Raw genomic sequence first — 24,243 nt, forward strand, 5'->3', positions numbered from 1 at the left:
ATAACACATCGAGAGAGCATGAATTCTCCAATTGATAAACTAGAGAGAAAGATTGGCTATCAGTTTAATGATGCCGATCTTATCCATCTGGCGCTGACTCACCGCAGCGCCGCAGGTAAACACAACGAACGTCTTGAGTTTCTGGGCGATTCAATTTTAAGTTTTGTTATCGCTGATGATCTTTACCACCGTTTCCCTAAGGTAAACGAAGGTGATATGAGCCGCATGCGCGCAACATTAGTACGTGGTCATACATTGGCAGAACTAGGTCGTGAATTCGAACTAGGAGATTACTTAAAATTAGGTCCAGGTGAGTTGAAGAGTGGCGGTTTCCGTCGTGATTCTATTCTAGCGGATGCAGTAGAAGCGATCATCGGTGCTGTCTATTTAGATAGTGATACCGAGGTTGTTCGCCGCATTATTTTAAGCTGGTACCAATCTCGCCTAGAGTCTATTCAGCCTGGTGTATCTCAAAAAGATCCGAAAACTCGCTTACAAGAGTTTTTACAAGGTCGAAGAAATCCCCTACCTGTCTACACAGTGACTAATATTAAAGGTGAAGCACACAACCAAGAGTTTACGGTTGAGTGTGAAGTGGCAGGTGTGGATAAACCTGTTATCGGTAAAGGCACTAGCCGCCGCAAGGCAGAACAAGCGGCTGCTGAAACAGCATTAGAGCAACTAAGCAATGTCTGATAACAATCAAGATTTCGATATCGATGCATTCTTTTCATCTGATAGCAAGAAAACGGGCCTACCGGAAAACCAACACTGTGGCTTCATCGCTATCGTGGGTCGACCAAACGTAGGTAAATCGACGCTTCTGAACCATATTTTGGGTCAGAAAATCTCGATCACATCACGTAAACCTCAGACGACACGCCACCGTATTATGGGCGTAGAAACTGAAGGTGATTACCAAGCGATCTACGTTGATACTCCTGGACTTCACATCGAAGAAAAGCGTGCAATCAACCGTTTGATGAACCGTGCGGCGAACAGCTCACTGAGCGATGTGAACCTAGTATTTTTCCTTGTTGACGGTACTCACTGGACTGACGACGATGAAATGGTACTGAACAAGCTGAGAAAAACAGATTTCCCAGTAGTCCTTTGTATTAACAAAGTAGACAACGTTCAAGACCGTACCGACGTGATGCAACACATGATGGAAGTGTCTAAGAAGATGGACTTCCTTGATGTTGTGCCAATCTCGGCGAAGCAAGGTAAGAATATCGATGTACTGCGTAAGCACGTTCGTAACTCTTTACCAAAAGCGACGCACCACTTCCCTGAAGAGTACGTAACGGATCGTTCACAGCGCTTTATGGCCTCTGAAATCATTCGTGAAAAACTGATGCGATTCACAGGCGAAGAGCTACCTTACTCAGTAACGGTTGAAATCGAGCGTTTTGATTACAACCCAGATAACGATGGTTTCCACATCAATGCTTTGATTCTTGTTGAACGTACTGGTCAGAAGAAGATGGTAATTGGTAAAGCGGGCGAGAAGATCAAAACGATTGGTCGTGAAGCTCGTATCGATATGGAAGAACTATTCGGTCGTAAGGTTTACCTAGAGACTTGGGTTAAAGTTAAGTCTGGTTGGGCTGACGATGAGCGTGCACTTCGCTCGTTAGGCTACATCGACGATCTATAATATATTGAACGTCACTTTCTGATATTAAGAAAGTTGAATTGAATATAAATACAAGAGAGAGTGCGAACTCTCTCTTTTTGTATCTGTAAGAAGGGTAAGTTATTGAGCGAAGGGTTACAGCGATGCTTTGTGTTGCACCGTCGACCATACAGTGAGTCGAGCCTGATTCTGGACGTCTTCAGTGAAGAGTACGGTCGGGTGACGTTGATGTCTAAAGGTGCGCGGAGTAAGCGTTCTAATTTGAAAGGTGCATTGCAACCTTTTACGCCTCTGCTGCTTAAGTGGTCTGGCAATGGTTCAATGAAAACGTTGCGCCAAGCTGAACCCATCAGCTTGGGGCTTCCTCTTGCCGGTATTAATCTGTATTCAGCGATGTACGTTAATGAATTAGTTGGGCGAGTGTTGATGGCCGAAGTGGCCATGCCCGCATTTTTTCACGACTATCTTCATGCCTTAACAGAACTCGCTCATAATGAGAATCCTGAGCCAGCGCTACGTCGTTTTGAATTGGCTCTACTTTCCGCTATGGGGTATGGCGTCGACTTTTTACACTGTGCGGGTACCGGTGAGCCGATTGATCCGAGCATGACTTATCGTTATCGAGAGCAGAAAGGTTTTATCGCATCGGTGCGTCGAGATAACCTAACTTTTATGGGCGATGAACTTATCGCAATCAGTGAACGTAGGTTTATCACTAAAGAGCAGTTAAAAGCGGCAAAACGCTTTACACGCATAGCCTTAAAGCCGTATCTTGGCGGCAAACCATTAAAAAGCAGAGAGCTATTTATGCCAACAATAGCCCTCTCTAGAGCACGGAGTATTGGAAAATGAGCTCAATCCTTTTAGGCGTTAATATCGACCATATTGCAACACTACGTAATGCACGTGGTACTAAATATCCAGACCCAGTACACGCAGCTGAGATTGCTGAACGTGCTGGTGCTGACGGCATCACAATTCACCTACGCGAAGATCGCCGTCATATCGTTGACCGTGATGTACGCATTCTTGCTGAGACAATTCAAACTCGCATGAATCTTGAGATGGCCGTGACGGACGAAATGGTTCAAATCGCACTCGATACCAATCCTGAGTTCGTTTGCTTGGTTCCAGAAAAGCGTGAAGAGCTAACGACTGAAGGTGGCTTGGATGTTGTCGGTCAACTAGAGAAGATCAAAGCGGCGACCGAAAAACTGTCGGCTGCGGGTATTAAGGTCTCTCTATTTATCGATGCAGATCGTGAGCAAATCGATGCAGCAAAAGCATGTGGTGCGCCGTTTATTGAGCTTCATACTGGTCATTACGCTGATGCGAAAACAGAAGAAGATCAGCAAGACGAGCTTAAAAAGATTGCTGCAGGCGCAAGCTACGCAGATGATTTGGGTATCACTGTGAATGCGGGCCATGGCCTGACTTACCACAACGTAGCACCGATTGCGGCACTTCCTGAGATCTACGAGTTGAACATCGGTCACTCGATCATGGGACGCGCAGTGTTTGATGGTTTGAACAAAGCCGTTGCAGACATGAAAGCAATCATGGAAACAGCACGTAACAACGCCTAGCTTTTTAAGTGGTAAGTGGTAAGTGGTAAGTGGTAAGTGGTTAATCAAAAACCAATAGAATCAATAAATCGAAGTTTGATAGTAAGGTAAACATGGCTGTTGTTGGATTAGGTACAGATATCGCAGAAATAGAACGTGTAGAAAAAGCACTGTCACGAAGTGGTGAGGCTTTCGCTAAACGTATTTTGACGGATTCTGAATTTGAAGTATTCCAGCAGCTTAAGCAAAAAGGGCGTTACCTTGCGAAGCGTTTTGCGGCTAAAGAAGCGGCATCGAAAGCGCTCGGCACCGGTATCGCGCTTGGTGTGACCTTTCACGATTTTGAAATATCGAACGATGAGCATGGCAAGCCAGTTTTGAACTTGCATAAAAAAGCTCAGGAAATCGCATTGGCGAATGGAACAAAGTCGATTCATCTGACGATTTCCGATGAACGCCATTACGCGGTGGCGACGGTATTACTTGAGTCGTAAGCTTTGAATTGAGCCGTGTGTTTAGACTACGAGCATGTCTAATTACGAACGTGTTTAGGTACTGAACGAATCGATTAACACTGACCAAATATTCCAGTTAAAAAAAGCAGAGCTCATGGCTCTGCTTTTTTATTATCTGAACACGTTACAGTTTTCTGCCAACTGCCAACTGCCAACTGCCAACTTTTAACTACTAATCGGCTGCAAGTAATGGATCGCTGTTGCCTGAACTTTGTCTAATTCATCCTGTAATTCAAATAGCTCTGGCTCAATCGCCTCAATGGAAGTACCTGAACGCAACTCTTTTTCTATCGTCGCACATACCGATTTTAGCCTTGGTACGCCGCTGTATGAGCTGCTGCCGTGCATCTTGTGGATGATATGTATCAGTTCTTCAACAGGGAAGTCATTGTCTTCTATCGCTTTCTCTGCTGCTTCATAAACCTCAGGAATAAAGTCCACTAACATCCGCAGCATATCGCGTGCGAGGTCCTCTTTGTTAGCGGCCTGCTTCATTGCGGCCTGCCAATCAATGATGATGTTTTTGTGCACGTTCGCTTCAGTTTCTTGCGGCTGACTACTATCGATCTCAACTGCGACGGCAGGATGTTCTGGGTCTATCTTATCGATATGTTCAACCTCTGAAGCCGGACTCCAGTGGAGTAGAACCTGCTGTAATACATGCTCTTCGATAGGCTTGGTCAGGTAGTCATCCATACCCGCTGCTAGCAATCGGTCTCGCTCACCTGTCATGGCGTGAGCGGTTACTGCGATAATCGGGGTGTTGGCGTTGTTAGCGAGTTTCTTAATGTGCTGACAAGCAGTCACGCCATCCATTTGTGGCATTTGGATATCCATGAAGATGATATCAAACGGTGTGGTGGTCGCTTTGTCGATCGCCTGCTGACCGTTAGTACAGCTGATCACGGTTTCCACTCGCTCTTTCAATAACGCAGTAATCAACTTAAGGTTGGCTGGGTTATCGTCTACCGCCAGTACCGTCAACGGCAGTTTCTCTTCTGAGTGCGTTTCAATCGCAGGGGCAATTAAGGTAGGCGCTTGATTAGAGATCAGAGTTTGCAGCAGCTTCTTACGAGAGAGAGGCTTGGTAATGCATTGAACATCGACCTCTTTCATCAATTGCTCACCTAATGCAAGTTCGGTACTTGGGGTGCCAATAATTACGTTTTGGGCAATCTTCTTCGCACCAATTGCCCAGCCACTGACGGTATCAAGTTGGTACTCTTGGTTCGCGGCAAGGTTTAGCAATACGTAGTCATAAGAGGTGCTTTCGTCAGGCATCACCGAACGGTAAGTGACGACCAGCCCTTCTTGGGTCAAGATCTGCTGAGTAATCGAGGCTGCTTGCATGTTTGGCTCGATCAACAACAACTGTTTGTCTTGTAGACATTGAGTTTCGATAAGCTCGGTCATTGGCATATCGGTCGTTGATAACCTTAAAGTAAACCAGAAGGTTGAACCTTGGTGCAGGCGACTGGTGAGGCTGATCTCACCGCCCATCTGGCTTACCAATTTCTGTGTGATAACGAGACCAAGGCCAGTACCACCATAACGACGAGAGATACTCGCATCCGCTTGGCTGAAGGCTTGGAATAGCTGAGCTTGTTGACGTTCCGAGATACCAATGCCGGTGTCTCGAACCATGAATTGAAGCTCGATGTTGTCTTCGGTCTGAGAACGAAGTTCAACACTGATATCGATATTGCCACGCTCGGTAAATTTGATTGAGTTACCGACAAGGTTAGTTAGGATCTGTTGAATACGCAGCGGGTCGCCAACTACGCCTGGTGGCACTTTCGGATCAATCTTAAGTGTTAGCTCTAGGCCTTTCTCATGAGCATTGGTCGCTTGAAGGTTCACAACCTCTTCAAGGCTGGCTTGGAATTCAAACGGGATGTTCTCGAGTGCTAATTTACCAGCTTCCAACTTCGAGAAATCGAGAATATCGTTGATGATGCTGAGTAGGTTATTGGCTGAGCGTTCAATGGTCTGCAAGTAATCTGTTTGGCTGGTCGATAGGTGGGTTTTAAGCATCTGACGAGTAAAGCCAATCACACCGTTGAGCGGCGTTCTCAATTCGTGAGACATGTTAGCCAAGAACTCAGACTTAACACGTGCTGCTTCTTGAGCGCGTTTTTTCGCAATGTCTAACTCAACGTTTTGAATCTCTAATTGTTCTAGGGTTTCGCGCAAGTCAGAAGTAGCTTGGTCGATGCTGTGTTGCATCTCGACGTGATATTCTGACAGCGATACCGCCATCGCGTTGATACCATTTTTCAGTGAATCTAGCTCACCATGCATCTTGCCTTCGATACGTACATCGAGGTGGCCACGTCGAATCCGGTCAACCATGTTTTTCATGTGCGTGATCGGTTGAGTTACATCGTGCATTAAGCGGAACGCAAACACGCCCGATAAACCAAGTCCCAGAATCAACACCAAGAAAGCAGAGAACACCTCTTGATACTGCTGTAATCGCAATGAAGATAAGTCGAGCTCAATCGCGATATAGCCGATCGCTTGGTTCGCTTGTGACTGCCCGTTGGCTGAGTTGATGTATTGCCCTTCAGCGATGATGGGCGTCCTGAGAATCAGCGTGTTATCGAGCAGGTTCGACGAGCTCAAATGCGGTATCGGCTTATCTTTGGGATAAGTGAGGCTTTCAAAGTCGGGGTGGAAGTTTGAGGTTACGAACAGCTCGTGGCGTTCATCAAACACCGCGATACTGCGCACAAGGTTAGAGTTTTTTCGATGTGCATAGCTGATGAGCTGGCGAACAGACTCTCGGCTTTCGAGTTGCATGCCAGATGCGCTCGCAATCGCAAGCGGTTCTATAATGCTAGTACCAGTGTTAACCACCTGACCTTCAAGGTCTTGATAGCGGTTAAATGAGAAAAATGCACTCAATAGCAGCCCAATAATTAGGGTTGGAGCTAGAGTTAAGGTAATTACACGGGCTCTTAAGCCATATCTGGTCATGTTCTTTAATTACATCGAGGTCTGGATATGGGAAAATAACGCGCACAATGGCGGTTAAGTGAACGGTAAGCTTAATCAAAGCCGTGACGTTCGACAATGATTCCAAGACATAATAGTGAGTCCTGGATACAAATTACTTATTAAAAGATACATTAGGCACAAGCAATGGCACGTTTTTTTCAACCAAAAAAGAGAACTCAATTCGAGACCAAGCACCAATCGGTTTTGGTTGAACGAATGGATCACAATGGGGCAGGGATTGCTTATCAGAAAAATAAGCCCGTTTTCATTGATGGTGCATTGCCGGGTGAGCAGGTTGTAATTCAACTCGTCGAGAGTAAGAGTAAATTTGCACGAGCAAAACTGATTAAATTACTGGAGCCAAGCGAACTGCGTTTGAAGCCTTTCTGTAAACATTTTAATCAGTGTGGTGGCTGCCATCTTCAGCATCTAGGCTACTCTTCTCAAGTAGAGCATAAAGCGCAGTCTTTGAGCCATCTGATGAGCCAATATCAAACGGATAAAACAGACGTTGTTGAACCGATTATTGGTGATGAAACAGGTTATCGCCGCCGTGCGCGCATCAGCCTATTTGTCGATAAAAAGACACAGAAGCTTCAATTTGGTTTCCGTAAAAAACAAAGCAAGCAGATTGAAAATATTACCGATTGTGCGGTGCTTGACCCTCGCCTTAATACTTTGCTGCCAAAGCTGAAGAGTTTACTGAATACTTTCAGCAACCTTACTTCTTTAGGACACGTTGAATTAGTGATCGGGGATACTGGTCCAGTCATGGTGCTACGCCACCTTAAGCCTTTGGTTGAAAAAGATGAGCAATCTTTGATTGAGCTAGCTCAGGCAGAAGGCGCTACGCTGTATTCTATGCCAGAAACAGACAAGTTGATTCGTTTGGTGGGTGATACGCCAAGCTATAACGAAACTGGCGTAACGTTACCTTTTGAGCCAAACCACTTCATTCAAGTGAATCAAAAGGTCAATCAACAGATGGTAACTCAAGCGATTGAATGGTTGGAGCCTCAAGCCGATGAGCGAGTGCTCGACCTGTTTTGTGGCTTAGGAAACTTCAGCCTCCCCATCGCACAGCAATCTGCGTTTGTTGTGGGTGTTGAAGGAGTCGATGAAATGGTTCAGCAGGCAACGTCTAACGCAACTCTGAATCAATTAAGTAATACAGAATTCTACCAAGCGAACCTTGAAGAAGAACTGTCTTCACAACCTTGGGCAAAAGAAAGATTTGATAAAATCTTACTTGATCCAGCACGTTCAGGAGCGAGTGGGATCGTTGATCAAATTTCAGGGTTAGGAGCGAAGCGTGTGGTTTATGTTTCGTGTAATCCTGCTACTCTAGCTAGAGATTCAGAGAGCTTAGAAAAACAAGGCTACCAATTGGCTAAGCTAGGCATGTTGGACATGTTCCCTCATACCAGTCATCTCGAATCGATGGCTCTCTTTATCAAGGCTTAGAAGTCCTTAAATAAGGCTTAAAAATGTATTACAAAGGTGCGGGACTGCCTGCACCGATATCAATATGAGTCGAACTAACGTGGAACCAGTTAGTCATATTGAATTGGGTATAAAACATAATAACTAGGAAGGCATGATGGTTGCGGTACGAAGCGCACATTTAAACCCAAGCGAACAGTTTGAGCTAGATAATTGGATTGCGTCACTGAATCAAGACGCAAAAACCTCGAATAAACTGACCAAAGTTTATCGTCACTGTGAAGAGCTATTAAAAGATCACGAGCAAGGTGAACTTTTGCTTTGGCGTGGTCGCGAGATGATCGAAATCTTGGTCACCTTGTCGATGGATCGCGCTACTTTAGTAGCGGCACAACTCTTCCCAGTCGTATCAAGCGGTGTTTTTGAGCGTGAAGCGTTTGAAGAAAGTTACGGCAAGGAAACCGTAAAGCTGATTGATGGCGTGGAAGAAATGGCGGCTTTGGGCCAGCTAAATGTGACCCTTGAAGGCAGTGCTGCCTCGGGTCAAGTCGATAATGTTCGACGAATGCTATTGGCAATGGTGGATGATTTCCGCTGCGTAGTCATCAAACTAGCAGAGCGAATTTGTAACCTCATAGAAGTGAAAAAGGCCCCTGATGCTGTGCGCCGTGCGGCAGCAAAAGAGTGTGCCAACATCTATGCGCCTCTAGCAAACCGTCTCGGTATTGGTCAGCTAAAGTGGGAAATTGAAGATTACGCTTTCCGCTACCAACAACCCGATACCTATAAGCAGATTGCTAAACAGCTGTCTGAGCGCCGTATCGTGCGCGAACAATACATCACCGACTTTGTTGACGATCTCACGTCAGAAATGAACCGTTCAAGCATCAATGCTGAAGTCAGCGGTCGACCAAAACACATCTACAGTATCTGGCGCAAAATGCAGAAAAAAGGCTTAGAGTTTGATGAGCTTTTTGACGTGCGAGCGGTGCGTATTATCGCAGACCAACTACAAGACTGTTATGCCGGATTAGGTGTGGTTCACACCAAATATAAACACCTACCCAGTGAATTTGATGACTACGTGGCGAATCCTAAGCCAAATGGTTATCAGTCGATTCATACCGTAGTTCTTGGCCCTGAAGGCAAGACCATTGAAATTCAGATTCGAACCAAGCAGATGCATGAAGACTCTGAATTGGGCGTTGCTGCGCACTGGAAATACAAAGAAGGTGCATCTAGCGGCGTACGCAGTGGCTACGATGAGAAAATCACTTGGTTGCGTAAGCTTATCGACTGGCAAGAAGAGATGTCGGATTCTGGCGAAATGCTGGATGAAGTACGTAGCCAAGTCTTTGATGACCGTGTCTATGCCTTTACACCACGCGGTGATGTGGTCGATTTACCAATGGGTGCAACACCGTTGGATTTTGCCTACCACATCCACTCGATGGTTGGACACCGTTGTATTGGTGCCAAAGTAGCGGGTCGAATCGTTCCGTTTACTCATAAGTTGGCGATGGGTGATCAAGTTGAAATCATCACTCAAAAAGAACCGAATCCATCACGTGATTGGCTAAATCCGACCACAGGCTTTGTTCATTCAAGTCGAGCTCGTGCCAAAATTAACGCTTGGTTCCGTGCTCAGAGTCGAGAGAAAAACCTTGAAGCTGGACGAGATATCTTAGAAGTCGAGCTAGGCAGAGTCGGCGCAACACTAAAAGATGCAGAGCAATACGCGCTGAAACGATTCAACGTCAACACTCCCGATGAATTGTATGCGGGTATTGGTAGTGGCGATTTACGTATCAACCAAGTCGTTAATCACATCAATGCTTTAGTCAACAAGCCAACGGCGGAAGAAGAAGATAAGAAAGCGCTCGAGAAGTTGCTTGAATCTGACAATAAGCCAGCGCATCAAAGTCGTCCGAAAAAGGATGCCGTTGTTGTTGAAGGTGTTGATAACCTAATGACCCACTTGGCTCGTTGTTGCCAGCCTATCCCTGGCGATGTGATCAAAGGGTACATTACTCAAGGGCGTGGTATTTCAGTACACCGCAGCGATTGCGAACAGTTGAGTGAGCTTAACCTGCATGCTCCCGAACGTATCATCGATACTGTGTGGGGCGATGGTTTTGTAGGCTCGTATATCTTAACGCTGCGTGTAGAGGCGCTAGAGCGTACCGGCTTGTTGAAAGATATCACATCCTTGTTCTTGAACGAAAAAGTCAGTGTGACGACAATGAAGAGCCGTATCGACTATAAACGTCAGCTGTCGGTGATGGATTTCGATTTGGAAGTGACCAACATTGAGATTCTGAGCCGAGTGACCAGCCGAGTCGAGCAAATCAAAGATGTAATGAGCGTCAAAAGACTAGGCTAGTTTTTACGTCGTACTTGGCTTTCTAACCGTGTTAACTGCACTATACTCGCTTCATCACATAGGCAAGCTATGCTCAGAAGTCTCGTAAGTTTGCTGCCTTGTTAGAAGAACCAATTACTTAGTAAAAACCGAACAATGCATTGAATGACGCGTTGGTATAACAAGAAAAATACAAAGGTGAGTGGTTTTGGCTGCTCACCTTTTTTAGTTTTCGCAAAAGCTTTAAATTTAAAAATCAAAGACAGTGAATAGGAAGAAAAGATGAATCACCCGATTGAACAACTTGAACAGATCATGACTAAGCTGCGCGATCCAGAAGGTGGCTGTCCTTGGGATTTGAAACAAAATTTTGAAACAATTGTGCCGCATACTATCGAAGAGACGTATGAGGTGGTCGATGCGATTCATAATAAAGATTGGCCGAATCTACAAGAAGAGTTAGGCGACCTGTTGTTTCAGGTGATCTTCTACAGCCAATTGGCGAAAGAGCAGGGCTTGTTTGAGTTCTCTGATGTGGTCGACGGTATTAATGAGAAGCTGACGCGTCGTCATCCACACGTGTTTTCTGATACAGAGTTTGCCAGTGATGAAGAAATTAATGCCAACTGGGAAGCTGAAAAAGCCAAAGAAAAAGCACAGGCAGGCAAAACTCAAGAAAGTATTCTAGACTCAATACCAAACTCTCTACCTGCACTTTCGCGTGCTACAAAAATTCAAAAGCAAGTCGCGAAATTTGGCTTTGATTGGGACACTATTGGCCCAGTCGCCGATAAGGTTTTAGAGGAAGTTGATGAGGTGTTAGAAGAAGCGCTTCAAGTAACGCCAAACGAAGATTTAGTTGAAGAAGAACTGGGTGATTTATTGTTTGCGACGGTCAATTTAGTGCGACATTTGGGTAAAAATCCAGAAACGGCTCTCAATAAAGCCAATCTGAAATTCTCACGCCGCTTTAAAGGTGTGGAACAAAAAGTTCGTCAGCAAGATAAAATTTTGACCGACTTTTCTCTACAACAGCTTGATTCCATGTGGGATGAAGTCAAAGTGGCGGAGAAAAGATCATCAAAGCTTTTATCATGAATTGATTTGAAGCAAAAAATAAAAAATTGCAGTGTGATAGATTTCACGTTGTGGCGATAAGGGGCTTCTGGTATATTTTCATCCCGTCCAGAAGTAATCCATTTCCCTCATTCAACCAATTTCAGGTTAAACATGACGACAAATTACATTTTTGTTACTGGCGGGGTTGTATCCTCTCTAGGTAAAGGTATTGCAGCAGCATCTCTTGCGGCTATTTTAGAAGCTCGTGGTCTTAAAGTGACTATGATGAAGCTTGACCCTTACATCAACGTTGATCCAGGCACTATGAGCCCGACTCAACACGGTGAAGTGTTCGTTACGGAAGATGGCGCTGAAACAGACCTTGACCTTGGTCACTATGAGCGATTCATTCGCACCAAGATGACTAAGCGTAACAACTTCACAGCAGGTCGTGTTTATGCTGACGTTCTACGTAATGAACGTCGTGGTGACTACCTAGGTGCAACAATCCAGGTTATCCCTCACATCACTAACTCTATCAAAGAACGCGTAATCTCTGGTGCTAAAGGCCACGATATCGCGCTTGTTGAAGTTGGTGGTACTGTAGGTGATATCGAATCTCTACCATTCATGGAAGCGATTCGTCAGCTAGCAGTAGAACTAGGCCGTGAACGCGCAATGTTCATGCACCTTACTCTAGTGCCATACCTAGCAGCTGCGGGCGAAGTGAAAACTAAGCCAACGCAACACTCTGTAAAAGAGCTGCTGTCTATCGGTATCCAGCCTGACATCCTAGTTTGTCGTTCAGATCGTGTTATCCCAGCAAACGAACGTAAGAAAATTGCTCTTTTCTGTAATGTACAAGAAAAAGCCGTTATCTCTATGAAAGACGTAGATTCAATCTACAAGATCCCACAATTAATCCGTGCACAAGGCATTGATGATCTTGTATGTACGCGTTTCGGTATCAATGCACCAGAAGCTGATCTGTCTGAGTGGGAACAAGTAATTTACGAAGAAGCTAACCCAACGGGTGAAGTGACGATTGGTATGGTTGGTAAGTACATTGAACTGCCTGACGCATACAAATCAGTAAATGAAGCGCTGAAACACGCAGGCTTGAAAAATCGCCTAAGTGTCACAATTAAATATGTAGATTCACAAGATGTTGAATCTAAAGGCACAGAAATTCTACAAGATCTAGATGCAATCCTAGTTCCTGGTGGCTTTGGCGATCGTGGTGTTGAAGGTAAGATCCTTGCTGCACAATACGCTCGTGAAAACAAAGTACCTTACTTAGGTATCTGTCTAGGTATGCAAGTTGCTCTTATTGAGTACGCTCGTAACGTTGCGAAAATGGAAGGTGCACATTCTTCTGAATTCTGCAAAGAAACTAAATACCCTGTTGTTGGCCTAATCACTGAGTGGATTGACGGCGAAGGTAAAGTTGAAGAGCGTACTGAAAAATCTGACCTTGGCGGCACAATGCGTCTTGGTTCACAGCTTTGTCACCTAGCGAAAGGGACGAAAGCTTACGAATTATACGGTAGCGCGACGATCCATGAACGTCACCGTCACCGTTACGAAGTGAACAACAATCTTCGTCCACAAATCGAAAAAGCGGGCCTAAAAGTATCGGGCCTATCTGCGGACAAGAAACTGGTTGAAGTTATTGAGAACCCGAACCACCCATGGTTTGTTGCTGCTCAGTTCCACCCAGAGTTCACTTCAACACCTCGCGATGGTCACCCATTGTTTGCAGGTTTCGTTAAAGCGGCTGGCGAATTCCAGCGCGGCGAATTAGAAAAGTAAAAAGGAATACAGGTAGCTGCGTAAGTTGTGCTGCTACCTTTAAATTTGACATTTATATATTCAACGAGAAGGAAACATTCAATGTCTAAGATCGTTAAAGTTCTAGGTCGTGAAATCATCGATTCACGTGGTAACCCAACTGTAGAAGCTGAAGTACACCTAGAAGGCGGTTTCGTAGGTATGGCTGCTGCTCCATCTGGCGCATCTACTGGTTCTCGCGAAGCTCTTGAGCTACGTGACGGCGACAAATCACGTTTCCTAGGTAAAGGTGTTCTTAAAGCAATTGAAGCTGTAAACGGCCCAATCGCTGACGCTCTAGTTGGTAAAGACGCTAAAGCACAAGCTGACGTTGACCAAGTTATGCTTGATCTAGACGGTACTGAGAACAAGTCTAAGTTTGGCGCTAACGCTATCCTTGCTGTTTCTCTAGCTAACGCAAAAGCTGCTGCTGCTGCTAAAGGCATGCCTCTATACGAGCACATTGCTGAGCTAAACGGTACTGCTGGTCAGTTCTCTATGCCTCTACCAATGATGAACATCATCAACGGTGGCGAGCACGCTGATAACAACGTTGACATCCAAGAGTTCATGATCCAACCAGTTGGCGCTAAAACTCTTAAAGAAGGTCTGCGTATCGGCGCTGAAGTATTCCACAACCTAGCTAAAGTTCTTAAGTCTAAAGGCTACAGCACTGCAGTTGGTGATGAAGGTGGTTTCGCTCCTAACCTTAAATCTAACGCTGAAGCTCTAGAAGTTATCGCAGAAGCTGTTGCAGCTGCTGGTTACGAATTAGGTAAAGACGTTACTCTTGCTATGGACTGTGCAGCATCTGAGTTCTTCGACAAAGAAGCTGGCATCTACAACATGAAGGGCGAAGGTAAAACTTTCACTTCTGAAGAGTTCAACCACTACCTAGCTGAACTAGCGAACAACTTCCCAATCGTTTCTATCGAAGACGGTCTTGACGAGTCAGATTGGGATGGCTTCAAGCACCAAACTGAACTTCTAGGCGACAAGCTTCAAATCGTTGGTGACGATCTTTTCGTTACAAACACTAAGATTCTTGCTGAAGGTATCGAGAAAGGCGTAGCTAACTCAATCCTTATCAAGTTCAACCAAATCGGTTCTCTAACAGAGACTCTAGCTGCTATCAAGATGGCTAAAGACGCTGGCTACACTGCAGTAATCTCTCACCGTTCTGGCGAAACTGAAGATGCAACTATCGCTGATCTAGCGGTAGGTACAGCTGCAGGTCAAATCAAAACTGGTTCTATGAGCCGTTCTGACCGTGTTGCTAAGTACAACCAACTTATCCGTATCGAAGAAGCTCTAGGTTCTAAAGCTCCTTTCAACGGTCTTAAAGAAGTTAAAGGTCAATAATTCACTCTGAATTATTAGCTTAAAGCTTTTGAAAACGCTCTACTTCGGTAGGGCGTTTTTTTTGGCTGTAGAAAATGATGGAAAGGAGATCTAGGTTCTAAAGCTCCCCTTTTTACAACAGAAGCGGTCTTAAAGAAGTTAAAGGTCAGGTCTCTTTTCAATACTTGAAGCCTAGCGGATTATTAACTTAAAGCTTTTGAAAATGCTCTACCTCGGTAGGGCGTTTTTTTACCTCAAATTCGTCATTCCCTAGATTAACGAAGAAAGGAGTAGGGAACTTCATTGTTACCACTTACTATTCTGTCCAATAATTCCCCGACTTATTGATTCCCTGACACCACATATCTCGCACCAATAAGCTCATTATGGTATATATGTGCCTTATTCTAGTTCCTTCTTTTTCAACCGGCGAAAGGTGTTATGAGAATTTTTGCTTTAGTACTGCTCATAGTGTTTGGCTGGCTACAACACACACTGTGGCTCGGTAAAAATGGTATTTCTGATTACTACGGTGTGAACAACGAAATCCAAGTTCAGCAGCAAGTAAATGAAAAGCTTCATCTTCGTAATGCTGAGATGTTTGCGGAAATCGACGATCTACGCCAAGGCTTAGACGCGATAGAAGAGCGCGCACGTCATGAGCTGGGAATGGTGAAAGAAGGCGAAACGTTTTATCGTATTATTGGTGAGGAATCTCATTAATGTCGAACCAACTTCAAAGCGTTATTGCAGTGGTCCCCGCTGCGGGCGTCGGCAGCCGAATGAAGGCAGACCGTCCCAAGCAATATCTTCAAATTCACGGTAAAACGATTTTAGAGCACACCGTTGAGAAACTGTTGTCTCACCCTCAGGTGTCTAAAATTGTGGTAGCGGTCAGCGACGATGACCCTTACTACCCTGAATTACCGCTTAACCTTAATCCACAGGTGATCAGAGTTTCCGGCGGAACGGAAAGAGCCGACTCGGTACTTTCTGCTCTGGACTATATTGCCCAACAGCAACTCAGTGACTGGGTGATGGTGCATGATGCCGCTAGGCCTTGTATCCAATTGAGCGATATCGACAAACTGATCTCTGGTGCTATGACCCATGATGTTGGTGCGATTTTAGCTGCGCCTGTTCGCGATACAATGAAACGTGGTGTGCAAGGACAAATTGAACACACGGTCGATCGCGTGGATCTTTGGCATGCGCTTACTCCTCAGATGTTCCGATCTAAGCCTTTACGGAAGGTATTAAGTGAGGCCTTGCAACAAGGTGTTTCAATTACCGATGAAGCGTCTGCGTTTGAGTGGAAAGGTTTATCACCAGCACTGATTGCTGGGCGTTCAGATAATTTTAAGATTACTCAGCCTGAAGATTTGGCTTTGGCTGAGTTCTATTTAAGTCAGAATAAGGAATAATGATGATTCGTATTGGCCATGGCTTTGATGTACACAAATTTGGTGGTGAAGGCCCGGTAATTATTGGTGGTGTGAGCGTCCCTTATGAACAGGGTCTTATCGCGCACTCCGACGGTGATGTTGCCCTGCACGCATTATGCGATGCTTTACTGGGTTCAATTGCAGCGGGTGATATTGGTCGTCATTTCCCTGATACGGATGATGAATGGAAAGGCGCAGATAGCCGCGAATTACTCAAAGATGTTTACCGTCGAGTAAAAGAGCAAGGTTATGTGATTGGTAATGCGGATATTACTATCATGGCGCAAGCTCCAAAGATGGCTCCTCATATAGACTCTATGTGCCAAGCCATTGCTCAAGATTTAGAAACAAGCATTAGCAATGTGAATGTAAAAGCCACGACTACCGAGCGTTTAGGTTTTACAGGCCGCAAAGAGGGCATCGCATGTGAAGCGGTTGTCCTAATTACTAAAAGTGCGTAAGCACCAACACGAAAAGAACAGCATGTCAGATATTTTATCTTCATTGGCTTACCTAAACGGTAAACCAACTGCGAAAGCAAAACTAAAAGCAAAAGCCGAACACTTTGTCGTTAATGAAGACTTGGGTTTTGAGTTTACTGGTGAAGGCGAGCACCTAATGGTGCGTATTCGTAAAACTGGTGAGAACACGAGCTTCGTAGCAAACGAGCTGGCTAAAGCGTGTGGTGTTAAGTCGAAGGACGTGAGCTGGGCTGGTTTGAAAGACCGTCATGCTGTGACAGAACAGTGGTTGAGCGTGCATCTACCAAAAGGTGAACCTGATTTTTCTGCTTTTCTTGCACAATACCCAAGCATTGAGATCTTGGCGACAGCACGTCACAACAAAAAGTTACGTCCAGGCGATTTAGTTGGCAACCAATTCGAGCTGACTTTGTCTGAAGTAACGGACTGTGATGATGTGGTCAAGCGTTTAGAAAAAGTTGCTCAAGTCGGTGTGCCAAATTACTTTGGTGCTCAGCGCTTTGGTAATGAAGGTAACAACTTATCTGAAGCTCGTCGTTGGGGTCGTGAAAACGTTCGTACGCGTAATCAAAATAAGCGCAGCTTGTATCTCTCTGCCGCTCGTTCTTGGATCTACAACTTAATCCTTTCTGAGCGTATTGAGCAAGATGCGTTTGCGTCGGCATTGGTTGGCGATATCGTCGTTAAAGACGGCGCTCAATTAGCTGTGACGGCAGACAACATCGAAACGGTAAATCAAGATATCGCGAGCGGTTCTGCGTTTATTACCGTTGCTTTAGCTGGAGATAATGCGTTACCAACGACCGATGAGTCTCAAGCTCTAGAGCAGAAACACCTTGATGCTGAACCAGATCTAATGGCTCTTATTTGTGGCAACCGTATGCGCCATGATCGTCGTGAAGCTTCGCTGAAGCCGATGGGTTTGACGTGGGAAGTGAACGAAGACAATGTCATTCTTAAGTTCTCTCTTGATGCGGGTTGTTTCGCAACCGCTATTGTTCGTGAATTGGTTGAAGAAGTTCACGTAGAGAGAAGCTACGAGCAATAACGATTCTGCTTGGAGCGAAGTCACTTGATATCGGAAATTAAGTGACTTGGCATTGGAACAAAAGAAAGGATACAAGATGAAGATTTTACTCAGCAACGATGATGGTGTGCATGCTCAGGGTATTCATGAGCTGGCCAATGAATTACGTGATCTTGCTGAAATTATCATTGTGGCACCTGATCGTAATCGCTCGGGCGCTTCAAATTCATTAACTTTAGAACAGCCTTTACGTGTTCAAGAAATTACCGAAAATACATATTCGGTACAAGGAACACCGACCGACTGTGTGCATTTTGCGTTAAATGAACTGCTAAAGAATGATATGCCTGATCTGGTATTAACGGGTATTAATCATGGTGCCAACTTGGGCGATGATGTGCTTTATTCAGGCACAGTGGCTGCAGCCATGGAAGGGCATTTTTTAGGCGTTCAATCGGTGGCGTTTTCTCTGGTGGGTAAAAAACATTTTAAGACAGCGGCGGCCATTGCTCGTCGTATCGTCGAACAACACTTAGTAAACCCAATCCCAACCAATCGCCTGTTAAACGTCAATATCCCTGATTTAGCTTTAGAACAGTTGTCTGGCACTCAGGTGACACGCCTAGGTGCTCGTCATCATGCTGAAGATATGATTAAGCAAAAAGACCCACGCGGTCATGATATCTATTGGCTTGGTCCTCCGGGTAAAGAGCAAGACGCGGGTGAAGGCACTGATTTTTATGCTATCGAGCATGGCTTTGTATCAGTAACACCGTTACAAGTTGACCTGACAGCGCATGAGTCACTAGGTGCGATGACAACATGGTTAGGGGAGAAGTAAGTGAGTAATCCTCAAGCAGAGCGCTTAATTACTTTTCTGATTGAAAATGGTATTCAGGATCAAAAGGTTCTTGATGCTATTTATCAACTGCCGAGAGAGAGTTTTTTATCACAGGCGATGTATCATCAAGCCTATGAGAATAATGCGCTTCCTATCGGGCAGGGCCAGACGATTTCTCAGCCGTACATTGTCGCTAAGATGACAGAGTTGCTAGAATTACAGCAAAATAGCCGTGTTTTAGAAATCGGTACGGGTTCTGGCTATCAAACGGCTGTCTTAGCTCAGCTGGTTGATCATGTGTATTCGGTTGAAAGAATTAAATCATTGCAATGGGATGCTAAGCGTCGTCTCAAACAGCTCGATTTCTACAACATATCAACTAAACATGGTGATGGTTGGCAAGGCTGGGCAGCAAAAGCGCCTTTTGATGCCATTATTGTAACAGCAGCAGCGGAGTCGATCCCTCAAGCACTTCTGCAGCAGCTAAAAGATGGTGGTCGCTTGTTGATTCCTGTTGGTGATGATGAACAACAGTTGCTGAAAATCGTTCGCCATGGTGATGAGTTCTTATCCAGCGTGATTGAAATGGTAAGGTTTGTACCTCTTGTTCCTGGTGAGCTAGCTTAATAACAAGACTAATGGTGTAGGTGGATAGAGAGTCGATGCGTTCGAAGGTTTTTAAAGGAAGTACTTTGTTACTTAGCTGTGCACTTGTTGGGTGTGCGGCTAACTCGCCTGCGCCAGTTTCTAGCCTAAACAAAAATTACTCATCGATCGATCGTGGTAGTTATCGTGGCAGTTACTATGAAGTCAAAAAAGGCGATACCCTTTATTTCATTGCTTATGTCACCAATAAAGACGTCAAAGACCTTGTGAGTTATAACAACCTCGCAGCACCTTACACTATTCATCCCGGACAGAAGCTTAAGTTGTGGCGTCCTAGCTATAGCGCGCCAGCGTATGGTAAATCAACGGTCGTTGCGGCAGCTGTGGTTGCTCCTGCAGCCGCGGCCACGACAGCGTCTGCGAGCAGTAAGCCAAAAACCACGCCACCAAAGAGTAAAAACTCTAATTCCAAGCCTGCGCAAACTTCCGCCAAACCGGTGAAAAAAGATCCACCAAAGAAGGTTGAACAATCCAAATCAAAGGAGTATGTTGGGTCTAAAGGTAAACAGAATGTTACACCGTCCACCAAACCAACAAGTGATAAAGTATCCAAATGGTTATGGCCAACTAAAGGGAGAGTAATCAAGAATTTCTCTGTAGGCGAACAAGGAAATAAAGGCATAGACATAGCAGGACAGCGAGGTCAGCCAATAGTATCTACTGCAGGGGGAACGGTTGTTTATTCGGGTAATGCACTACGAGGCTACGGCAATCTAGTGATTGTGAAGCACAATGATAATTACTTAAGTGCATACGCGCATAACGATCGACTATTAGTATCTGAAGGGCAAAGTGTGAAACCAGGGCAGAAGATTGCAACAATGGGAAGCTCTGGAGCCAGCAGTGTTAGGCTGCACTTTGAGATTCGTTACCAAGGTAAATCCGTAAATCCAAAACGATATTTACCTTAAATACAGTATGCAAAATTACGTATTGTATGGAGTGACACAGTCATTTAGCGACATATGAAGTTGTAATGTCATGCTAATTTCGCCAGGGGGAGGCGTTATGAGTATAAGCAATGCAGTAACCAAAGAAGAGTTCGATCTTAACCAAGCAACCACGGAACCGGAAGCTCTTGGAAAAGCAAAACGAACAGTCAAAAAGAAAGCCGAAACGAAAGAAGAGACTGAAGTTACATCTAAGAGTTTAGATGCTACTCAACTCTACTTAGGCGAAATCGGTTTCTCACCACTATTAACCGCTGAAGAAGAAGTGCTTTATGCACGTCGAGCTCTACGCGGTGATGAAGCAGCACGCAAACGCATGATCGAAAGTAACTTGCGTTTGGTGGTAAAAATTTCTCGTCGTTATAGCAACCGTGGTCTTGCACTTCTCGATCTTATTGAAGAAGGCAACTTAGGTTTGATTCGCGCCGTAGAGAAGTTTGACCCAGAGCGTGGCTTCCGCTTCTCAACTTACGCGACATGGTGGATTCGTCAAACCATTGAACGTGCGCTAATGAATCAGACTCGCACTATCCGTTTGCCAATTCATGTTGTGAAAGAGCTGAACATCTACCTGCGTACTGCGCGAGAGCTATCACAAAAACTTGACCACGAACCAACGGCTGAAGAGATCGCTTCTAAGCTAGATAAACCAGTTGGTGATGTGAGTAAGATGCTTCGTCTAAACGAAAGAGTGAGCTCCGTTGATACGCCGATTGGTGGTGATGGTGAGAAAGCGCTACTGGATATTATTCCGGACATCAACAACTCGGATCCTGAGGTTTCAACTCAAGATAGCGATATCAAAAACTCGTTGATTTTCTGGCTTGATGAGCTGAATCCTAAGCAGAAAGAGGTGCTTGCGCGTCGCTTTGGATTACTTGGCTATGAACCGTCAACATTAGAAGAAGTAGGTCGTGAAATCAGCCTGACTCGTGAACGTGTTCGTCAAATTCAAGTTGAAGGCCTTCGTCGTCTACGTGAGATTCTAATCAAGCAAGGTTTGAACATGGAAAATCTGTTCAACGTAGAAAACGACTAAATGAACTGATGATGTTTCTTTGAATAGAAGACAAATAAAAACGCTGACTATAAGTCAGCGTTTTTTTGTTTGTGGCTTTTGTCTTTGATGCTGTCTACTCAAACGACAGTACAAAGCGACAATAACAAGAGACTAAAGCAACTTCTTCAAGCGGTAGAGTTCTTCTAATGCTTGGCGAGGGGTTAGATCATCTGGATCAACATTTGCGAGTGCTTGCTCTACTTCACTTGGTTCAGGTATCAGGCTCAGTTGGTTCGCGATATCAACGCCACTTGGCTTTGATGTCGGAGAGTCGATACTCAATGCTTCTAGCTGAGTCAGCTTTGCACGTGCGTTTTTGATCACCGCTTTAGGTACACCAGCTAATCCAGCAACCGCAAGGCCGTAAGATTTACTTGCTGCACCTTCTTGAACCGCGTGCATAAAGGCAATACTGTCGCCATGTTCAACCGCATCTAAATGTACGTTCGCTAAGGTTGGAATTTGGTTCGGTAGCTCAGTTAGCTCAAAGTAGTGCGTTGCAAATAGTGTCATCGCATTGATTTGATTGGCTAGCCATTCAGCACTTGCCCAAGCTAGAGATAGACCATCGTAAGTACTGGTACCACGACCGATTTCATCCATTAGCACGAGGCTATTTGGTGTTGCGTTGTGCAGAATATTCGCGGTTTCTGTCATCTCAACCATGAATGTTGAACGACCCGAAGCCAAATCATCCGATGCGCCAATACGCGTAAAGATACGGTCGATAGAACCAATCGTCGCGCTTTCTGCTGGAACATAACAACCGATATGAGCCATTAGCGCAATGAGTGCGGTCTGACGCATGTAGGTCGACTTACCACCCATGTTTGGACCTGTGATGATCAGCATCTTACGTTGATCATTGAGGTCGATAGGGTTCGCAATAAACGGTTCGTCCATCACTTGTTCAACAACAGGGTGACGGCCCGCCTGAATTTGTACACCAGCAGACTCTGTCATGGTTGGACGACAGTAATCAAGGGTGTCTGCACGTTCAGCTAAGTTTTGTAGAACATCCAGTTGAGACACTGAAGAAGCGATGTTTTGTAATCGCTCTAGATAAGGCAGTAACAAATCAAACAGCTCTTCCCACAACTTCTTCTCGATAGCTAGGGCTTTTGATTTAGAGCTAAGAACTTTGTCTTCGTGCTCTTTCAGCTCAGGAATAATGTAGCGTTCTGCATTTTTCAGTGTTTGGCGGCGAACATAATGTGGCGGCACAAGGTGGCTTTGTCCGCGGCTAACTTGAATGAAGAAACCGTGTACGTTGTTGTAGCCCACTTTAAGCGTGTCGATACCGTGACGTTCACGCTCTTCTTGCTCAAGCTTATCCAAAAACTCGGTTGCACCTGCAGCAAGGTCACGCCATTCATCTAGCTCGGCGTTGTAGCCTTCTGCAATCACACCGCCGTCGCGGATAACCACCGGTGGGTTTTCTTTGATCGCACGCTCAAGCAGCTCTGATACTTCATCTACAGGGGATGCATATTGAGCAAGCTGAGTGAGGTATGGGTGCTTAAGTTGCGTCAGCGTTTCTGCAAGCTCTGGCAAGTATTCCATTGCTTGGCGAAGTCGTGCCATATCACGTGGACGAGCTGAACGAAGTGCAAGACGCGCAAGAATACGTTCGATATCACCGATCTGTTTCAGCGTTGGTTGTAACTCAGTAAACAGAGCTAGATCTTTCATCTCACCAATCGCATCTAGGCGTTGATCAAGAGCCGAAATGTTACGCATGGGTTGATGTAACCAACGCTTAAGCATACGGCTACCCATAGCAGTCGCAGTATGATCGAGTACTTCGGCTAGGGTGTTGTCTGTGCCGCCACTGAGATTTTGGGTGATCTCCAAATTACGGCGAGTAGCCGCATCAAGGATCACCGAGTGATCTTGCTTATCCATTGTGAGTGAACGGATGTGTGGAAGAGCAGTACGTTGCGTGTCTTTTACATATTGAATCAAACAGCCCGCAGCGCATAAACCTAGTTTTGCGCTTTCAACGCCAAAGCCAACTAGGTCACGAGTACCAAATTGTTGATTGAGTTGTTGCTTCGCTGTATCTAATTCAAATTCCCATACTGGACGACGGCGATTGCCATTACGACTTGCCATCAAATTTACGGGTTCGAAATCTTCAGGGAATAGCAGTTCACGTGGTGATGTTCTTTGTAGCTCTGCCGCCATTGCTTCTTCGGTTTCCGGCTCACATAGCTGGAATCGGCCAGAAGTAATATCAAGCGTTGCGTAGCCAAATTTACCATTGTGGTGGTAAATGGAGGCAATCAGGTTATCAACACGCTCAGAAAGCAATGCTTCATCGGTTACAGTTCCCGGTGTCACAATTCTTACGACAGCGCGATCTACCGGGCCCTTTGAAGTTGCTGGATTACCAATCTGCTCACAAATCGCTACGGACTCGCCCAACTGCACTAACTTCGCCAGGTAACCTTCAACAGCGTGGTATGGAACGCCAGCCATAGGAATAGGCTCACCATTTGAAGAGCCACGCTTGGTTAGCGAAATATCGAGGAGTTGAGAGGCTTTTTTAGCATCATCGTAGAAAAGCTCGTAGAAATCTCCCATGCGGTAGAACAGCAAAATTTCTGGATTTTCTGCTTTTAGTTTTAGGTACTGCTGCATCATAGGTGTATGTGCTGCTTTTATGTCTTTGTTTTTAGTGGTTTCTTTTTGCATTAAGTTACTTTAAATCAATGGGTTATGAATTTTTGGGATCTTCAACAAGTCCCACTAAGTATCAAAGGATTTCACTACAGCGCGATCATTAGTGTAGGTAAAAGTGTAGTTTTTTTATTTCCTATACTAGATAATACAATCGCCGCACAATATTGCGATAAGGGACCCCGATAAATGGCTGATAAGAAGAATATCAAATCTATAACGAATAAGACAATTGAGGCGCTAACGGCTAAGAAAGGTGTCTTGTCTGATACTGGAGAAAACCGAGGGCTAAGAATAGCCTGTGGAAAGACGGGCAGTGAAGTGGCATAGTGAATT

The 24,243-nt window shown here is 45.1% G+C and carries 21 protein-coding genes; 19 read left to right on the forward strand and 2 right to left on the reverse strand.

Translation table 11 applies throughout. The features are described from left to right. The first annotated feature begins 18 nt into the window (after window positions 1–18). The 5 genes from rnc to acpS all read left to right on the forward strand — a co-directional run bounded on the left by rnc (window position 19) and on the right by acpS (window position 3,698). Complete coding sequence (gene rnc / locus BCT49_RS14250) at window positions 19–696, forward strand: ribonuclease III (RefSeq protein ID WP_004735383.1); 678 nt, start codon at window positions 19–21, stop codon at window positions 694–696. After that, entirely contained in the window at window positions 689–1,660 is a 972-nt protein-coding gene (gene era, locus BCT49_RS14255) for a GTPase Era (protein ID WP_004735384.1), read from the forward strand. Before rnc ends, era begins: the two co-directional genes overlap by 8 nt. 102 nt (window positions 1,661–1,762) lie before the next feature. Then, window positions 1,763–2,491, forward strand: a complete 729-nt coding sequence (recO, locus tag BCT49_RS14260) for a DNA repair protein RecO (RefSeq protein ID WP_017108686.1) — start codon at window positions 1,763–1,765, stop codon at window positions 2,489–2,491. Further along, window positions 2,488–3,225: a pyridoxine 5'-phosphate synthase gene (pdxJ, locus tag BCT49_RS14265; RefSeq protein WP_017108145.1), complete on the forward strand. Its 738-nt coding sequence runs from the start codon at window positions 2,488–2,490 to the stop codon at window positions 3,223–3,225. Before recO ends, pdxJ begins: the two co-directional genes overlap by 4 nt. A 92-nt stretch (window positions 3,226–3,317) precedes the next feature. Then, a complete protein-coding gene (acpS, locus tag BCT49_RS14270) occupies window positions 3,318–3,698 on the forward strand; it encodes a holo-ACP synthase (protein ID WP_102436052.1) in 381 nt (126 codons plus the stop codon). A 186-nt stretch (window positions 3,699–3,884) separates the two neighbouring features. On the opposite strand, the gene barA is transcribed toward acpS, so the two are convergent. Then, on the reverse strand, window positions 3,885–6,698 hold the full coding sequence (gene barA, locus BCT49_RS14275) for a two-component sensor histidine kinase BarA (protein WP_102436054.1): 2,814 nt from the start codon (window positions 6,696–6,698) through the stop codon (window positions 3,885–3,887). Between the two features lie 165 nt (window positions 6,699–6,863). Here barA and rlmD point away from each other — a divergent pair, with 165 nt between their 5' ends. The 13 genes from rlmD (at window position 6,864) to rpoS (ending at window position 21,204) form a co-directional block, all read left to right on the forward strand. Continuing rightward, the gene (gene rlmD, locus BCT49_RS14285; protein ID WP_102436056.1) at window positions 6,864–8,183 is read left to right on the forward strand and encodes a 23S rRNA (uracil(1939)-C(5))-methyltransferase RlmD; all 1,320 of its coding nucleotides are present in this window, start codon (window positions 6,864–6,866) and stop codon (window positions 8,181–8,183) included. A gap of 136 nt (window positions 8,184–8,319) precedes the next feature. After that, window positions 8,320–10,545, forward strand: a complete 2,226-nt coding sequence (gene relA / locus BCT49_RS14290) for a GTP diphosphokinase (protein WP_029223233.1) — start codon at window positions 8,320–8,322, stop codon at window positions 10,543–10,545. Window positions 10,546–10,806: 261 nt separating this feature from the next. Further along, window positions 10,807–11,622 carry a nucleoside triphosphate pyrophosphohydrolase gene (gene mazG / locus BCT49_RS14295; protein WP_065102955.1) on the forward strand — a complete coding sequence of 272 codons (816 nt, stop codon included), beginning with the start codon at window positions 10,807–10,809 and terminating at the stop codon, window positions 11,620–11,622. Window positions 11,623–11,754: 132 nt separating this feature from the next. Continuing rightward, window positions 11,755–13,395, forward strand: a complete 1,641-nt coding sequence (locus BCT49_RS14300; RefSeq protein WP_017108150.1) for a CTP synthase — start codon at window positions 11,755–11,757, stop codon at window positions 13,393–13,395. Between the two features lie 81 nt (window positions 13,396–13,476). Then, the gene (eno, locus tag BCT49_RS14305) at window positions 13,477–14,775 is read left to right on the forward strand and encodes a phosphopyruvate hydratase (RefSeq protein WP_004735393.1); all 1,299 of its coding nucleotides are present in this window, start codon (window positions 13,477–13,479) and stop codon (window positions 14,773–14,775) included. Between the two features lie 420 nt (window positions 14,776–15,195). Continuing rightward, entirely contained in the window at window positions 15,196–15,477 is a 282-nt protein-coding gene (ftsB, locus tag BCT49_RS14310) for a cell division protein FtsB (RefSeq protein WP_004735394.1), read from the forward strand. Continuing rightward, window positions 15,477–16,178: a 2-C-methyl-D-erythritol 4-phosphate cytidylyltransferase gene (gene ispD / locus BCT49_RS14315; RefSeq protein WP_102436058.1), complete on the forward strand. Its 702-nt coding sequence runs from the start codon at window positions 15,477–15,479 to the stop codon at window positions 16,176–16,178. Before ftsB ends, ispD begins: the two co-directional genes overlap by 1 nt. Before the next feature lie 2 nt (window positions 16,179–16,180). Next, on the forward strand, window positions 16,181–16,660 hold the full coding sequence (gene ispF, locus BCT49_RS14320; RefSeq protein WP_004735397.1) for a 2-C-methyl-D-erythritol 2,4-cyclodiphosphate synthase: 480 nt from the start codon (window positions 16,181–16,183) through the stop codon (window positions 16,658–16,660). Window positions 16,661–16,682: 22 nt separating this feature from the next. After that, window positions 16,683–17,729 carry a tRNA pseudouridine(13) synthase TruD gene (gene truD / locus BCT49_RS14325; RefSeq protein ID WP_102436060.1) on the forward strand — a complete coding sequence of 349 codons (1,047 nt, stop codon included), beginning with the start codon at window positions 16,683–16,685 and terminating at the stop codon, window positions 17,727–17,729. 76 nt (window positions 17,730–17,805) lie between these two features. Further along, window positions 17,806–18,549, forward strand: coding sequence for a 5'/3'-nucleotidase SurE (gene surE, locus BCT49_RS14330; RefSeq protein ID WP_102436062.1), 744 nt, complete (start codon window positions 17,806–17,808; stop codon window positions 18,547–18,549). After that, entirely contained in the window at window positions 18,550–19,176 is a 627-nt protein-coding gene (locus BCT49_RS14335) for a protein-L-isoaspartate(D-aspartate) O-methyltransferase (RefSeq protein ID WP_102436064.1), read from the forward strand. It begins immediately after the preceding gene. Between the two features lie 35 nt (window positions 19,177–19,211). After that, a complete protein-coding gene (gene nlpD, locus BCT49_RS14340; protein WP_102436066.1) occupies window positions 19,212–20,126 on the forward strand; it encodes a murein hydrolase activator NlpD in 915 nt (304 codons plus the stop codon). A gap of 97 nt (window positions 20,127–20,223) precedes the next feature. Beyond that, window positions 20,224–21,204, forward strand: coding sequence for an RNA polymerase sigma factor RpoS (gene rpoS, locus BCT49_RS14345; RefSeq protein WP_029223238.1), 981 nt, complete (start codon window positions 20,224–20,226; stop codon window positions 21,202–21,204). A 132-nt stretch (window positions 21,205–21,336) separates the two neighbouring features. On the opposite strand, the gene mutS is transcribed toward rpoS, so the two are convergent. Further along, complete coding sequence (mutS, locus tag BCT49_RS14350) at window positions 21,337–23,922, reverse strand: DNA mismatch repair protein MutS (protein ID WP_372166352.1); 2,586 nt, start codon at window positions 23,920–23,922, stop codon at window positions 21,337–21,339. Between the two features lie 174 nt (window positions 23,923–24,096). Here mutS and BCT49_RS14355 point away from each other — a divergent pair, with 174 nt between their 5' ends. Further along, entirely contained in the window at window positions 24,097–24,237 is a 141-nt protein-coding gene (locus BCT49_RS14355) for a hypothetical protein (protein ID WP_198595867.1), read from the forward strand. Window positions 24,238–24,243: the final 6 nt, after the last annotated feature.

Origin of the sequence: Vibrio lentus (assembly GCF_002875945.1) — a bacterium.
Taxonomy (GTDB): Bacteria; Pseudomonadota; Gammaproteobacteria; order Enterobacterales; family Vibrionaceae; genus Vibrio; species Vibrio apostichopi.

Coding starts and splice junctions, on each gene's coding strand:
- truD (WP_102436060.1), top strand. CDS start 16,683: ATGTCAGATATTTTATCTTCATTGGCTTACCTAAACGGTAAACCAACT.
- pdxJ (WP_017108145.1), top strand. CDS start 2,488: ATGAGCTCAATCCTTTTAGGCGTTAATATCGACCATATTGCAACACTA.
- mutS (WP_372166352.1), bottom strand. CDS start 23,922: ATGCAAAAAGAAACCACTAAAAACAAAGACATAAAAGCAGCACATACA.
- BCT49_RS14300 (WP_017108150.1), top strand. CDS start 11,755: ATGACGACAAATTACATTTTTGTTACTGGCGGGGTTGTATCCTCTCTA.
- nlpD (WP_102436066.1), top strand. CDS start 19,212: ATGCGTTCGAAGGTTTTTAAAGGAAGTACTTTGTTACTTAGCTGTGCA.
- surE (WP_102436062.1), top strand. CDS start 17,806: ATGAAGATTTTACTCAGCAACGATGATGGTGTGCATGCTCAGGGTATT.
- ispF (WP_004735397.1), top strand. CDS start 16,181: ATGATTCGTATTGGCCATGGCTTTGATGTACACAAATTTGGTGGTGAA.
- relA (WP_029223233.1), top strand. CDS start 8,320: ATGGTTGCGGTACGAAGCGCACATTTAAACCCAAGCGAACAGTTTGAG.
- rlmD (WP_102436056.1), top strand. CDS start 6,864: ATGGCACGTTTTTTTCAACCAAAAAAGAGAACTCAATTCGAGACCAAG.
- rnc (WP_004735383.1), top strand. CDS start 19: ATGAATTCTCCAATTGATAAACTAGAGAGAAAGATTGGCTATCAGTTT.
- ftsB (WP_004735394.1), top strand. CDS start 15,196: ATGAGAATTTTTGCTTTAGTACTGCTCATAGTGTTTGGCTGGCTACAA.
- BCT49_RS14355 (WP_198595867.1), top strand. CDS start 24,097: ATGGCTGATAAGAAGAATATCAAATCTATAACGAATAAGACAATTGAG.
- rpoS (WP_029223238.1), top strand. CDS start 20,224: ATGAGTATAAGCAATGCAGTAACCAAAGAAGAGTTCGATCTTAACCAA.
- mazG (WP_065102955.1), top strand. CDS start 10,807: ATGAATCACCCGATTGAACAACTTGAACAGATCATGACTAAGCTGCGC.
- eno (WP_004735393.1), top strand. CDS start 13,477: ATGTCTAAGATCGTTAAAGTTCTAGGTCGTGAAATCATCGATTCACGT.
- era (WP_004735384.1), top strand. CDS start 689: ATGTCTGATAACAATCAAGATTTCGATATCGATGCATTCTTTTCATCT.
- barA (WP_102436054.1), bottom strand. CDS start 6,698: ATGACCAGATATGGCTTAAGAGCCCGTGTAATTACCTTAACTCTAGCT.
- acpS (WP_102436052.1), top strand. CDS start 3,318: ATGGCTGTTGTTGGATTAGGTACAGATATCGCAGAAATAGAACGTGTA.
- ispD (WP_102436058.1), top strand. CDS start 15,477: ATGTCGAACCAACTTCAAAGCGTTATTGCAGTGGTCCCCGCTGCGGGC.